This is a genomic window from Massilia phyllosphaerae (genome assembly GCF_034659755.1).
GTDB lineage: Bacteria > Pseudomonadota > Gammaproteobacteria > Burkholderiales > Burkholderiaceae_D > Telluria > Telluria phyllosphaerae.
In genome coordinates this window covers 940,199-954,474 of sequence record NZ_JAXSQX010000001.1, presented here as the reverse complement: position 1 = coordinate 954,474, position 14,276 = coordinate 940,199, and the positions used below count along the sequence as shown (strand labels likewise).

At 65.9% G+C, this 14,276-nt stretch carries 10 protein-coding genes and 1 pseudogene; 2 read left to right on the top strand and 9 right to left on the bottom strand.

What is annotated here, in order from left to right; all coding sequences use genetic code 11:
• Positions 1-126 precede the first annotated feature (126 nt).
• Positions 127-1,215: a M35 family metallo-endopeptidase gene (locus U1H99_RS04170; protein ID WP_323140489.1), complete on the top strand. Its 1,089-nt coding sequence runs from the start codon at positions 127-129 to the stop codon at positions 1,213-1,215.
• Positions 1,216-1,234: 19 nt separating this feature from the next.
• Here U1H99_RS04170 and U1H99_RS04165 read toward each other — a convergent pair whose 3' ends face one another.
• The 7 genes and pseudogenes from U1H99_RS04165 to flhF all read right to left on the bottom strand — a co-directional run bounded on the left by U1H99_RS04165 (position 1,235) and on the right by flhF (position 9,853).
• The gene (locus U1H99_RS04165) at positions 1,235-1,738 is read right to left on the bottom strand and encodes a hypothetical protein (protein WP_323140488.1); all 504 of its coding nucleotides are present in this window, start codon (positions 1,736-1,738) and stop codon (positions 1,235-1,237) included.
• 2 nt (positions 1,739-1,740) lie between these two features.
• Positions 1,741-5,172: pseudogene (locus tag U1H99_RS04155) on the bottom strand (chemotaxis protein CheB).
• A 78-nt stretch (positions 5,173-5,250) separates the two neighbouring features.
• Entirely contained in the window at positions 5,251-5,988 is a 738-nt protein-coding gene (motD, locus tag U1H99_RS04150) for a flagellar motor protein MotD (protein ID WP_323140487.1), read from the bottom strand.
• A gap of 14 nt (positions 5,989-6,002) precedes the next feature.
• Complete coding sequence (locus U1H99_RS04145) at positions 6,003-6,746, bottom strand: flagellar motor protein (protein ID WP_323140486.1); 744 nt, start codon at positions 6,744-6,746, stop codon at positions 6,003-6,005.
• Entirely contained in the window at positions 6,737-7,465 is a 729-nt protein-coding gene (locus U1H99_RS04140; RefSeq protein WP_141832516.1) for an RNA polymerase sigma factor FliA, read from the bottom strand. Before U1H99_RS04140 ends, U1H99_RS04145 begins: the two co-directional genes overlap by 10 nt.
• 29 nt (positions 7,466-7,494) lie before the next feature.
• The gene (locus U1H99_RS04135) at positions 7,495-8,316 is read right to left on the bottom strand and encodes a MinD/ParA family ATP-binding protein (protein ID WP_323141209.1); all 822 of its coding nucleotides are present in this window, start codon (positions 8,314-8,316) and stop codon (positions 7,495-7,497) included.
• Positions 8,309-9,853 (bottom strand): flagellar biosynthesis GTPase FlhF, encoded by a 1,545-nt coding sequence (gene flhF / locus U1H99_RS04130; RefSeq protein WP_323140485.1) that lies wholly within the window; start codon positions 9,851-9,853, stop codon positions 8,309-8,311. The genes U1H99_RS04135 and flhF overlap by 8 nt, the downstream gene beginning before the upstream one ends.
• A gap of 434 nt (positions 9,854-10,287) precedes the next feature.
• Between flhF and U1H99_RS04125 the strand changes: the two genes are divergently transcribed.
• A complete protein-coding gene (locus U1H99_RS04125; protein WP_323140484.1) occupies positions 10,288-10,527 on the top strand; it encodes a hypothetical protein in 240 nt (79 codons plus the stop codon).
• 47 nt (positions 10,528-10,574) lie between these two features.
• Here U1H99_RS04125 and U1H99_RS04120 read toward each other — a convergent pair whose 3' ends face one another.
• Positions 10,575-11,723, bottom strand: a complete 1,149-nt coding sequence (locus U1H99_RS04120) for an MraY family glycosyltransferase (protein WP_323140483.1) — start codon at positions 11,721-11,723, stop codon at positions 10,575-10,577.
• A gap of 300 nt (positions 11,724-12,023) precedes the next feature.
• Positions 12,024-14,165 (bottom strand): flagellar biosynthesis protein FlhA, encoded by a 2,142-nt coding sequence (gene flhA / locus U1H99_RS04115; protein ID WP_323140482.1) that lies wholly within the window; start codon positions 14,163-14,165, stop codon positions 12,024-12,026.
• Positions 14,166-14,276 lie beyond the last annotated feature (111 nt).

Below are 14,276 nucleotides of genomic sequence, written 5' to 3'. Positions count from 1 at the left end.
GTGGCCATGCAGCACCAGTAACATTGCCGAGCCGGGGTGGTGCGAGAATTATTGCTCCTAGGCAATGCAGCGGTGCGCGAATCCTTCTACAACGGGAATTCATTCATCATTCGACAGGAGGTCGACATGGTCGGCAAACGAAGGGCTGCGGCCGCATCGGCCACATTGGCCGTCGTGGCTGCGCTGGCATCGATGGCGCAGGCGGCACCGGCAGCACCGGCGGCAAGCGGCGTGCGGGTGACCGTCACGCCGGAGCGCACCAGCCTGGGCAAGAGCGACGAGGTCACGGTGGCCGTGAGCATCACCAACACGTCCAGCGCCACCGTCTACCTGCTGAAGTGGCAGACGCCCTTCGGCGCGGTCGAGGCGCCGCTGTTCGAGGTCATGCGCGACGGCCAGCCGGTGCCCTACCTGGGCCGCATGGTCAAGCGCGCCGCGCCCTCGGCGGACGACTACATCGCACTGGCGCCGGGAGCGTCGCGCAGCGTCCGGGTCGAGCTGTCGGCGCTGTACCGGATGGACGTCACCGGCGCCTACAGCATCCGCTACCGCGACGGCGTGCTGCAGCTGTTCGGCAAACCGTCGTCGAGCCATGCGCCGGCGCCTGCGCTGGCGCAACCGGCCGATCCGGCGGCTTCGGTGTACATCGCCGGGCGCCTGCCGCGCGGCGTGGCGGCGCCGAAACCGTTGCCGCAGGGTGGCGCCGGCCTCGGCTTCAACCAGTGCTCGAACCCGCAGCAGCAGTCGGTCACCGAGGCGTTCAAGGCGGCCCAGGCGATGGCGCAGGAAGCCGGCGCCTACCTGCAGGGCACGCAGGGGCCGCGCTACAGCGGCTGGTTCGGCGCCGTCGACGCGGCGCGCACGGCCAACGTCGCGCGCCACTTCACGGCGATCGACGAGGCGTTCGCGGGCAAGCCGGTGACGGTCGACTGCGGCTGCCGCGAGGATTACTACGCCTACGTCTTCCCGAACCAGCCGTACAAGATTTACGTGTGCAACGCGTTCTGGAGCGCGCCCATGACCGGCACCGATTCCAAGGGCGGCACACTGGTGCACGAGATGAGCCACTTCACGGTGGTGGCCGGCACCAATGACTGGGCCTACGGGCACGAGGCGGCGGCGGCGCTGGCGGCGGGCAATCCGGAGCGGGCGATCGACAACGCCGATTCGCATGAGTACTTCGGCGAGAACACCCCGCACCAGGACATGCGCTAGGGGGTTGCCCCGGCTATTGCTATTGTTCTACCTTGGCCGGGGCGGCGTGGCTGAAGCGCACCGCCTCGGTCTGCAGTGCGCTGGTCGCCTCCAGCTGCTTGACGTCGCCCAGCGCCTCGCCCGCATAACGGATCTCGTAGCTGTGCTGCCCCGGCTTGAAGTCGTAGAACGGCGTGATGTCGATGGTGTGCGTGTGCGCCGAATGCGGCGCCAGCTCGAAGAAGTCGGCCGCCGTCTGCGGGCCGCGCTTGATCCACGGCCCGATGTAGGGCACTTCTTCGCCGCCGGGCAGCGCATGCACTTCGAACAGCTGGCCGGTCAGGCCGTCGGCCGACGCGATCGCGCGCGGTAGCCAGACGCGGCGCTCGGCGCGGTTCTCGATCTTGAAGGTGACCAGCACCTTCTCGTGCCTGGCGTCGACGCTCAGGCTGGTATGCACGTTCATCGTTTCTTCTCCATAGGCCCCGCTTGCCGCCATCACGGCCGCCAGCATGGCAGCAATCATCATGGTGCGTCGTCGCATCGTCAGCTCCTGTCGGGTTGAAGCGATTTTGCCACGGCCGGCGCCGATGTGCCGCCAGCCACGCCGGTCCCGGCCTCGATGTTCATGCCGCCCCACTTGCGCACGCTGCCGTCGACGTTGAACAGCGGTTCGGCACGAACCCGGGTCCAGCGCCAGCCGCCTTCCGGCCGGGACAGGCGGAATACGGCATCCACCACGCCGCGCCGCGCCACGGCGTCGCGCCACTGCTTGCCGACCCGCTCGCGGTCTTCGGGGTGGACCGCGTCCAGCCAGCCTTCGCCCAGCCATGCCGCGGGCGTTTGTCCGGTGTAGGCGCGCCAGCTCGGCGAGTCTTCCACGATCATGCCGTCCGCATCCGCTTCCCACAGCGCCAGCGCCAGGCTGCCGATCAGCCTGCGCAGGCGGTCTTCGTTCTCGCGCAAGGTCGCTTCGGTGCGTTTCAGGAGATCGATGTCGGTGATGACGACGGTCGCCTCGCCGGTGTAGCACCCGGTATCGTCGCTGACCGGCGCCGACGCGACCTGGGTCCAGATCTCGCGGCCATCGTCCTGCCGGTACAGCATCTCGATACCGGGCACCACGCGTTCGCCGCGCAGCGCGCGGGCGCCGGGAAAGTCCGCGAACGCGAGCGGCTGCCCGTCGGCATGCCACGCACGCCAGCGGCCGCCGCGCTCGCGGTTGCGCGAGGGCATGATGCCGGTCGGCAGATAGCGGTGCATGGCCCGGTTCGACATCCGCATCACGCCATCCGCCTCCATCACGCAGGCCCCGAGCGGCAGGCTGTCGAACACGGAGGACAGCCGCGCTTCGCTGGCGCGCAAGGCATCCTCGGCGGCGCGGCGGCTGGTGATGTCGAAGAAGCTCATCACCGCGCCCTCGATGCGGTCGGTGGTCGTGCGGTACGGGTGCACGCGCACGATATAGTCGTGCCCGTCCTTGCTGCGCACCTCGCGCTCCAGCGCCTGCAGGGTGCCGAACACTGCCGCCGCATCCTCGGCCAGGCGCGGGTAGTCGAGCCGGTTGATGATGTGCAGCAGCGGCCGGCCGATGTCGGACGGCCGCACGTTGAAGAAATCGGCGATGCGCGGCGTGTAGCGCAGGATGCACATGTCGCGGTCCAGGAAGATGGTGGCCACGCCGCTGGAGGCGACCAGGTTGGCCAGGTCGTCGTGCGCCTTGCTGCTTTCCTGGGCGCGGCGGCGCAATTCACGGTTGTCGGCCGTCAGTTCCTGGTTGGCCGACAGCAGTTCCGCGCGGCCGCGCTCGAGCTCCCCGGCGCCGGCGCGCAGTTCCTCGATCATGGTCTGCATTTCCTCGGCCTGGATGCGCATTTCGCCGCTCGACACCTCGGTCTGCTCGACCGTGTCCTGCAGCTGCCGGCGCGCGTGGCGCAGCTCCTCGTCGAGCTGGCGCAGCAGGGCACCGTCCTCGAGCGGCGCATGCGCCGCGGCCACATCCGCGCTGTCCTTCGTGTCCGGCGGCGGTTCGTGGAATTCGACCAGCAGCAATTCGCCCTCGGCATGCGGATCGCGGAACGGCAGCACCTGCATGTCGACCGCATGGATGCCGTCTCCGCCCTCGTAGCTCACCGGGCCGCTGGCGGCCTGGCGTCCGCTGCGGCGCGCCTGGAACAGCGCGGCGCGCAGTGCCGGCTGCAGCGGCGGCAGCACCAGCGCCGCCAGTTCGCGGGTCGGCTCGCCGCCGCCGGGACGCAGGAAGCGCGCGGCCCGTTCCGAGACGTGGACGATGTCGGCGTCGGCGTTCAGCAGGATGCTGGGCGGCGCCAGTTCGGCCGCCTTGTGCAGGTGGATCTCGGCAAACGAGAACAGGCGCCCGCGCCGCCGCATCCGCGCCGGCACGTCCCCGTCCACCTCCACGGCGGCCGGCCCGTCCGGTGCCGGCACCGCCTGTGCCGCCCGCACGAAGGGCAGGGCTGGCGTACGCGCCACCGCCGCCGGACGCGCGCGATAGATCTTCTGCCCCGCGTCGACCGGTTCGAACAGGTCGGCAGCCGCCTCGGCCGACTCGGCGCTGCCCAGCATCAGGATGCCGCCCGGGTTCAGCGCGAAGTGGAACTGTTTCAGCAGCTGGCGGTGCATTTCCAGATTCAGGTAGATCAGCAAGTTGCGGCAGCTGATCAGGTCGAGCCGCGAAAATGCCGGCTCGTGCAGCAGGTTGTGGCGCGTGAACAGCACCTGATCGCGCAGCGCCTTGCGCACCTTGTACTCCCCCGCTTCCAGCGTGAAGTGGCGCTGCAGCTGCGCCACCGGCACCGATTCGGCGATCGAGGCCGGATACGTGGCGGCGCGCGCGACGTCGATCGCGTGCTAGTCGAGGTCGGACCCGAACACCTGCCAGCCTTGCCCTTGCCCGCTGCGCGCGGCCTGGTCGGCCAGCAGCATCGCCACCGTCCAGGCTTCCTCGCCGCTCGAGCAGGCCGCCACCCAGGCGCGCGGCGCCGGCCGGCCGGGCTCGAACAGGGCCGGCAGCGCCAGCCGCTCGAGCGCTTCGAAAGCCTCGGGGTCGCGGTAGAAGCTGGTGACGCCGATCAGCAGGTCCTTCAGCAGCGCGCGCGGCTCGCTGGAATCGCGCCGCAGCACCTCGCGGTAGGCGGCCAGGTCGGGCACGCCGCGCACCTGCAGACGCCGCTCCAGCCGGCGCAGCAGCGTGGGCCGCCGGTAGTGGGTGAAATCGTGGCCGGTGCGCTCGCGCAGCACCTCCAGCACCTCGCCCAGCGTGTGTTCGGGCCACGGCCCCAGGTCGAGCGGGATGCCGTCCAGCGCCTGGCCGTGGAGGGCGCGGCTGCGGATGGCGTTGGCGAGGTCGCGCAGCTCGGCCAGCTTGGCCGGGATCGCGCTGGCCGCCAGCACGAAGTCGGCCATGCCGGCCTCGATGGCCGAGCGCGGCATGCCGCCATATTCGGCATCGCTCGGCAACTGGACGATCGTGGCGCCGCCCATTTCCTTGATGCAGGCCAGGCCGGCGGTGCCGTCCGAACCCATGCCGGACAACACCACGCCGACGGCGCGCTCCTTGTACGCGGTCGCCAGCGTGCGCAGGAACAGGTCGATCGCCACCGGCCGCCCGCGGCTGCGCTCGAGCTGGTCGAGCACCAGGTGGCCATCGTGCATGGCGAGGCTGCGGTCGGGCGGAATCACGTAGACGTGGTCGGGCAGGATCGGCATGGTATGGGTCACCTGCACTACCGGCATCCGGGTGGCGCGCTGCAGCACCTTGTCGGCCGCGCTCGGCTCGTCCGCCGCCAGGTGCAGGATCACCACCAGCGCGATGCCGGGATTGGGCGGCATGTTCTGCAGCAGCGTCATCAGGGCGGCATAACCGCCGGCCGAGGCGCCGATGCCGACCACGGGGAACGGCAAGCCGGCCTCGAGAATGGAGGACGGCCCGGCCTGGCTTTGTTTTTCTGGGTCCATGGGGGTGCGATGCGTGCGCAGGTCACTGCAGATTAACGCAAGCACAGGACCGCAGGCGCACCGCTCTGCGGGAACAGATTATTCGACGGTGCTGCCCGCCAAAATGGTTACCGCCACCCGCCGGTTGCGCGCCCGTCCCAGCGGGTCGTCGTTCGGGGCCAGCGGCCGGTTGGCGCCGCGCCCCACCGCCGCCAGGCGGCGCTCGGCCACGCCGTTGTCGACGAACAGGCGCACCACGGTGCTGGCACGCACTGCCGACAGTTCCCAGTTGGATGGAAAGGCGGCATTTGCGATCGGCGCGTCGTCGGTGTGGCCCTCGACCTCGATCGCGTGCGGATCGTCCTTGAGCAATTGCGCCACCGCCTGCAGGGTCTCGCGCGCACGGCCGGTGAGGCCGGCGTCGCCTTCCATGAACAGGATGCTGGCGTTGATGTCGATGGTGATGCCGCGCGCGTTGCGGGTCACGCGCACCTTGCCGCTGCGGACCAGCGGCGCCAGCACGCTGTCGAGCTTGCGCGCCAGCAGGTCGAGGCGCTCGCGGTCGCGCTTGGCCGCCTCAAGACGCTTGTGGGCGATGATGTTCGACAGCGGCAGCGCCTCCAGCTCGACCTGGGTGTTGGGGCGGGTCGCCGCGCCGCGGCCGCCGAAGGCGTCGCCCAGCGCTTCCGACAGCACCGTGTACTTGCCGACGTTGACCACCGAGACCGCATACATCACGACGAAGAAGGCGAACAGCAGCGTGATGAAGTCGGCATAGGAAATCAGCCAGCGCTCGTGGTTCTCGTCGTCTTCCTGGTAGCGTTTGCGGCGCGGCATGGTGGGTGCGGCGCTCAGTGCTCGGCCAGCAGGCAGGCCACGCGCTCTTCGATCACGCGCGTGTAGTCGCCGGTGGCCATGTCATGAAAGACGTCGGTCAGGATCTCGTACTCGGCCACGCGCTCGGTGACGATGCCCTTGATCTTGTTGCCGACCGGGTAGAAGAACAAATTGGCTAGCCCGACGCCGTACACGGTGGACACGAAGGCGACCGCGATGCCGGCGCCCAGGCGCGACGGGTCGCTCAGGTTTTCCATCACGTGGATGAGGCCGAGCACGGCGCCCAGGATGCCGACCGTGGGCGCGTAGCCGGCCGCCGATTCCCAGATGCGCGCGGCTTGCCGTTCGCGGAATTCGTAGTTGTTGATCTCGGTGTACATCAGGCTGCGCAGCTTGTCCGGCTGGATGCCGTCGACCACCAGCCGCAGGCCCTTCTGGATGAAGGGGTCGGCCTTGGCCATGTACTGTTCCAGCGACAGCAGGCCATCGCGCCGCGCCGACAGGCTCCACAGGTGGATCTCGCGCGCCAGCTGGGGCCGGCGGTCTTTCGGCGGCACGAACACCCAGCGCAGCATGCGCACGCCGCGCATGAAGGCCTTGCGCTTGGATTGCAGCAGCACCGCGCCGAAGGTGCCGACCACCACGATCGCGAACGCCGCCGGCTGCACCAGCGAGGACATCTTGCCGCCATCGAGCGAATGGCCGACGAAGATGCCGGCCAGCGCCAGCGCCAGACCGAGCAGGCTGCTCAGGTCCACGCCAGCTCCTTCAGGTAGGCACGCATGCGCGCCACGGCCTGGGTATGCAGCTGCGAGACGCGCGATTCGGACACGCCCATCACGGCGCCGATTTCCTTCAGGTTCAGCTCTTCCTCGTAGTACAGGCCCATCAGCATCTTCTCGCGCGGCGGCAGGTTGTCGATGGCGTCGATCACGGCCTGGCGGAAGTCGGTATCGAGCAGCGCGCGCAGCGGATCGGCGTCGTCGACCGCATAGCGGTCGAGGAAGCTGTCGCTGCCCTCGTCGCCGTCGCCGCTGTGGAAATCTTCATAGTAGAGTAACTGGTGCCCGCCGGAATCGCCCAGCATGTCCTGGTAATCGGCCAGCGACAGCTTGAGCGACTTCGCCACTTCCGACTCGCTCGGCGGGCGGCCCAGCTGCTGCTGCAGCGCGTTCATCGCGGCCTCGACCTTGCGCATGTTCTGGCGCGTCGAGCGCGGCATCCAGTCGCTGCTGCGCAATTCGTCCAGCATGGCGCCGCGGATGCGCAGCACCGCATAGGTCTCGAACTGGGCGCCGTGGTTTTCCTCGTAGCGCTGAATCGCGTCCAGCAGGCCGATCATGCCGGCCTGGATCAGGTCATCGACCTCGACGGACGGCGGCAGCTTGGCCTTCATCTGGTGGGCGAGGCGCTTCACCAACGGCATGTGCTCCGTCAGCAAAGTATTCTTGTCCGCTTTCCCTTTGACCGTGTACATTGAATTCGATGATAGATTGATCCCGCCGCTCACGCGGCCCTGCCCTGCGCACCCATGCCCGCGCCTGCACCCGATCCTGCGAAGCGTCCGGCCAGGCGCCGGAACGCCACCGACGCGCCCGCCAGCGGGAAGGCGTCGACCACGGCGCGGCCGAGGCGCGCCGCGCGCTGCAGGTATTCGTCGGCCGGTACCGAGCCCATCGAGCTCAAGGTTACCGCCAGGTAACGAGTTGCCGCAGATGCCATATTATCGTATACCACTTTCGCCTCGGCTTCGGTTGCGCCGGTGACCAGGATACCGAAGGGACGCCGTCCCAGGTGCTGCGACAGGCGCTTGACCAGTGCGTAGGCATTCGTGATCGACATCGCGCTGGTCGACACCTGCACCACGATCTCCGACGACGCCATGACCGGCACCGGGAATGCGCCGTCCGCCGGGAACTCGCCGTCGACGATGATGATGCTGCCGGCCGACTGCTTGACCAGCACGTCGAAGGTGTTGGCCAGGCGGCGCGCATCGTCATGGGTCCGCGGCGCACTGCCCATCGATACCACCGAAAAGCCCTGCGGCACCGCATGGATCACCTGGTTCAGCGCGCACTCCTGGCGCGCCACCTGCAGCAGGCTGGCGCCGTGGTCGACGCCGAGGCGCCGGGCCACGCCGTAGTCGCGCGCGCAGGCGTCGACGATCATCACGTCGTTGCCGGACTGGGCCAGCGAGGCGCCCAGGTTGACCAGCATTGCGCCCTTGTCGTCCTGGGGCGTGGCGGAAAGGAAAGTCACGATACGCGGCTTGGGGCCGGCCAGCATCCGGCGCAGGCCTTCGGCCTGGTCAAAGTCGAAACTAGCCAACATACACCTCGCGCAGCGAACGGTCGTTGTTCAGGTTGCCCAGGCCGGACATCAGCGGCGCCAGGTCGGCGTCAAGCAGTTGCGAAGCGGCGTCGCGCTTGCTGCGGAAGGCGCGGTCGACCAGCAGCGCGCGGTCGGCCAGGTGCAGGTCTTCCGGCACGCGCTGGCCGTTCGAGATGTAGTGCAGGTTCAGCTTGTTGCGGATGATCGCGTCCAGCACGTTGCCGATCGAGGCGGCTTCGTCCATCTTGGTCATGATGCAGCCGGCCAGGCCGCTGCCCTGGTAGGCGCGCACCACTTCGTTCAGGGTTTCGTTGGTCGCGGTCGCGTTCAGGCACAGCAGGCGCTGCACGTTGGCGCCGCTGTCGGTCAGCATCGCCACCTGCTCGGTCACCATCTGGTCGCGCTGCGACATGCCGATGGTGTCGATCAGCACGGTGTGCTTGTTGCGCAGTTCTTTCAGGGCGATCCGCAGGTCGGCTTCGTCCTTCACCGAGTGCACCATCACGCCCAGGATCTTGCCGTAGATGCGCAGCTGCTCGTGGCCGCCGATACGGTAGGCATCGGTGGTGATCAGGGCCAGCTTGTCGGCGCCGTGGCGCATCACGCAGCGCGCGGCCAGCTTGGCGGTGGTGGTGGTCTTGCCGACGCCGGTCGGGCCGACCAGGGCGAACACGCCGCCGCGGTCCAGGATTGCGTCTTCGTTGGATACGGTGGTCAGGTTGCGGGCCAGTACGGTCTTGATCCAGCGCATCGATTCGGCGGCATCCTTACCGACCGGCATCTTGTCGATCAGGTAGCGCGACAGGTTGGCCGAGAAGCCGGCGCCCAGCATCTCGCGCAGCACCATCGCCTTGTTCGGCTCGCGCTGCTGGGTGCTGCCCCAGGACAGTTCCGACAGCTGTGTCTCCATCATGCCGCGCATGGCGCGCAGTTCGCTCATCATGCCGTGCATTTCGGCGGCGGCCGACTCCTTGGCCTGGGCGATGGCGGCGGCCATCATGGCGCTCATGGCGGCCATGTCGATGGCCGGGGCGGCCGGCGCAGCCGGTGCCGGGGCGGCGCGGCGTTCAGCGTAGGTGTGGACGGCCGGGGCATCGTCGAAGGCCGGTTCCGGCTGGAATGCACGGGCGGCGGGCGCCGGCTGGTACGGACGCAGGTCTGCCATGTCGTCGAACGGACGCCCTGCCGGGGCGGTATCGAAGGAACGCGCTGCCGGCGCGTCGGCGAACGAACGCGCTGCCGGCGCAGTGTCGAAAGGATGCGCTGCCGGCGCATCGGCAAAGCGGCGCGCCGGAGTGGCGCGCGGGGCCGGTTCGGCCGGGGTGTCGACCTGCAGCTGCGGACGCGGCGCATCCATGTCCGATGCCGCGGACGGCGACGCCAGCGAGGCGACGTCGTCGTTGTCCAGGGCCAGGATCTCGACCACGCCGTCGACCGGGCGGTTCGACAAGATGACCGCGTCCGGCCCGAGGGCTTCGCGCACTTTGCGCAAGGCTTCCCGGGAAGTCGGTGCAGTAAATTTCTTCACGTTCATCTTGATATTCTCCGCTCGGCAGGCAGTGGGTTTGGGTCAGTCACAATCTTGCTCGATGAACTTTGTGCTCATCATGGACAGATTATTGACGATGCCGGGAGGAAACGATCTGGAGAAAAGGACGGGGAAACACGGTTATTTCCGCAGTGATTGCGCTTGAAAAACGCAAACGACGACATCATTCACTGAATATGGATCGGAAAAAATGAACGAACAGATTACAGAATGCCAATACGAAGCGTGCGACAGACCCGTAAAAACTTGTGCACAATATAATTAAATTGTCTTTAAAACAATATAAAAAGTTGATAAGGTTAAATGTCTCAAATTTGATCCATTGCCTTAAATTGTGTTCAATTGTAACAAGCATCAACAAGCTCATGTTAGACTGTGTTGACAGGGAATTTTACTTGGTCATATCGAAAGGCCAGAACATGAAACTCAGACTACCGAAGCGTCAGCCTGGTACACCAAGTGTCGAAGCGCCCCTCGTTCAATTCTGCGGGGTGGTGGACCGCAGCATCCCTGTTCTGAGAACGATACTCATCATTGCCGGCCTTCTCGCCGCTGCAGCGCGTCTCGGCCCCATCGGCGATTTCCTGTTTGTTACCGGTATGCTGTTCCAGCTTTCGATGTGGTTCCAGCATTGGTGGATAGCAAAACGGACCCTGTGAGGGTCCGTTTTTTTATCGTGCTGCCGTTGTTTCGCTCCAGGTAGCACTCACTGTATCTTGGCACTGGCGCGCATCACGGCGCCTACCCTGCCATTGCTTGTCCAACGACCACGTACTAGACGGCCGTAGACTGCGACATAAATGGCCAGCTGTGCCAGCACAATCGCAAAGCTGACAGGGGCGGAGCCGCCAAACGCAGCGCTCACGCCCACGCACATGGCGACACCCGGCGCGATCACGCAGGGAACGGCGGCATTACGCTTCCAGGGACGCTTGGCATCCGGCGTCACATGCTTGAAAACCAGACGGCGGAACACGAGAGTGTGGAGGTGCAAGGCATCCGGTGCGCCGGGGCTCACGCCCTGGATGACTTTGCGACGGTAAATGCTGAACAGCACCTCGATGACCGGGTAAGCACAGATGGCCAGGACTTGCCATGCATTCACTGCCGGATTACGCACCAGCAGCAGGACGGCCATTTCCGACACCCAGAAACCAAGGAAATAGGCACCGCCATCACCCAGGAACAATTTGCCGCGCGGGTAATTCAGTGCCAGGAAGCCAATGGTCGCCCCGATGCCGAGTGCGCCGAGGATAGCAACAAAATTGTCGCCATTCTGCAGCGCAACCGCTGCCAGGCCGCCGGCCATGATCACGATCGTGCTGCACGACAAGCCATTGAAGCCGTCGATGATATTGATGGCATTCGAACCGCCCGCCACCACGATGGCAGTGACCAGCACGGCGAATGGCGTGAACATCAGCAGGGCATCTATGCCCCAGAGATCCAGTTCGCTCACGGTTGCGCCCAGCATTGCGCTGGCAATAACGGCACTCAGCGCAGTCGCTGCCAGGCGGGCGCGCACCGACACGCGCTTGGTCATGTCTTCGACCAGGCCTGCGGCGAATGCCGGCGCGCTTGCGGCGAGCAGCATGAACACGTCCATATAACGAGTTTCGTTTAGGAAACTTGGATTGAGCCGACGGAAAATCAGCAGCCCGAGCAGCACACCAGCCACGACGGCAAGTCCGCCGATACGTGGCACGGCCGTCGTATGGACTTTTTGCACGCCATTCAGATCATGATCGTGCGACAGTCCACCATGCCATTTCTGAGAAAGAACGATGAGTAAACTGACTACAACACTGACGGCCAGAGCGGTTGCTCCAAGCTGAAAGAACTGAATTTCCGGCATTACTAATTCCTTTGCGCGTGAAGGCCGCGTCGACAGCGTGTGCTTGACGGCGATGCAACTGCATCATTGAGGTTTTCTGGTCCGGATGCTGGGGACCAGCCGACGCCTCGCGAGAAGTTTATTCTGCTTTTTTAAGAACAATAGAAATGTTAGCACATATCAATACCCTAAATTTACTTTGTGCTCCTAGCGTACTCGTCTTGTCGCGATGCAGCAACTGCCGCACCCGCTAGCGGAACACCATTGACAAAGGGTAAGAGCGCCGCTAGCGCTCTTACCCTTTGCCCAAATGGGGGCATATCATGCCATACCGACAAGGCTGGTAACCCGGATCGTCTTGGTCTCCGGGATCTCGGAGTGCGACAGTACCTTCAGCTGCGGCAGCGCCCGGCGCAGGAAGCGCGACAGCAGCGTGCGCAGCGGGCCCGGCACCAGCAGCACCGGCGTCAATCCCATCGCTTCCTGCTGCTGGGTCGCATTCGCAGCCTGCTGGACGATGGTGTCGGCCAGGCCCGGTTCGATGCCGGTACCGTCGCCGCCGGCACTCAAGGCCTGCACCAGCAGGCGTTCCAGGCGGTTGTCCAAGGTCATCACCGACAGCTCGTTGGTGCCCGGGAACAGTTGCTGCACGATGGCGCGGCCGAGTGCCACGCGCACCAGCGCGGTCAGGTCGTTTGGATCGCCCACGCCGGCGTTTTCCGACAGGGTTTCGATGATGGTGCGCATGTCGCGGATGTGCACGCCTTCCGTCAGCAGGTTCTGCAGCACTTTTTGCAAGGTCGACAGCGACACGACTTTCGGCACCAGGTCCTCGACCAGCTTCGGCGCGTCCTTGGCCAGGTGGTCCAGCAGCGCCTGCACTTCCATGCGCCCCAGTAGGTCCGACGCATGGGTCGTGATCAGGTGGTTCAGGTGGGTGGCGATCACGGTGCCGGCATCGACCACGGTATAGCCCATGCTCTGGGCGTCGTCCTTCAGGCCGGCGTCGATCCAGATCGCCGGCAGGCCGAAGGCCGGATCGACCGTCACCAGGCCCGGCAGCGTGCCGCTGGCCATGCCCGGATTGATCGCCAGGAACTGGCCGTTCATGGCTTCGCCGCTGCCCACTTCCACCCCCTTCAGGGTGATGCGGTAGGAAGTCGGTTTCAGTTCCAGGTTGTCGCGGATGTGCACCGGCGGCGCCAGGAAGCCGACTTCCTGGGCGAACTTCTTGCGGATGCCCTTGATACGCTTCAGCAGTTCACCGTTCTGGCCCTTGTCGACCAGCGGGATCAGGCGGTAGCCGACTTCCAGGCCGAGGGTATCGACCGGCATCACGTCCTGCCAGCTGGCTTCTTCCTGCTCGGTAGGGTTGGCCGGGGCGGCGCCACTTGCCGCTGAACCTGCGGCGCCAGGCGCACCCGCTGCACCACCGGCGGCGCGGGCCGCACCGGCTTCCTGCGGCGGCGCATTCTTGAGACGCTTTTCGATCAGGTAGCCGCCCCCCATCAGGGCACTGCCCAGCAGCAGGAACACCAGGTTCGGCATGCCCGGGATCATGCCCATGCCGCCGATGATGCCGCCGGTGATGTACAGCACCATCGGACGGCCGAACAGCTGGCCGACGACCTGCTCGCCGACGTCCTTGTCGCTGGCCACGCGCGAGACCACCATACCGGCCGCGATCGAGATGATCAGCGACGGCAGCTGGGCCACCAGGCCGTCGCCGATGGCCAGCAGCGTGTAGTTGGTGACGGCGTCGCCGAAGGCCATGTTGTGCTGGACCATGCCGACGATCAGGCCACCGATGATATTGATGACGGTGACCAGGATACCGGCGACCGCGTCGCCATGGACGTATTTCGAGGCACCGTCCATCGAACCGTAGAATTCCGCTTCCATGCCGACCTCGGCACGGCGCTTCTTGGCTTCTTCCTCGCCGATCAGGCCGGCATTCAGGTCGGCGTCGATCGCCATCTGCTTGCCGGGCATTGCGTCCAGGGCGAAGCGCGCGCCGACCTCGGCGATACGGCCGGCACCCTTGGTGACGACCGTGAAGTTGATGATGGTAAGAATGATGAAGACGACCAGGCCGACGGTGTAGTTACCGCCGATCAGGAAGTGGCCGAAGGCCTCGATGACCTTACCGGCCGCGGCGCCGCCGGTATGGCCCTCGGTCAGCACCACGCGGGTAGAGGCCACGTTCAGGGCCAGGCGCAGCATGGTGGTGACCAGCAGCACGGCCGGAAAGGCCATGAAGTCGAGCGGCTTGACCGTGTACAGCGCGGTCAGCAGCACGATCACCGACAGTGCGATATTGAAGCTGAAGAACAGGTCCAGGGCAAAGGCCGGCAGCGGCAGGATCATCATTGCCAGCAGCAGGATGATCAGGATCGGCGCCGCCAGCGCATTGCCGCGCGCCGCGATGCCGCTCAACCAGCCTGGCAGTCTGAAACCGTTCATTCTTACCCCGTCGATCAGTAATGTTGTTAGTGCCTGCAAGCATCAAGCTTACCCACAAACAACATTATTACTGATGCCCAATGGAAACCATGGGCTGAGGAGACGGGAAAA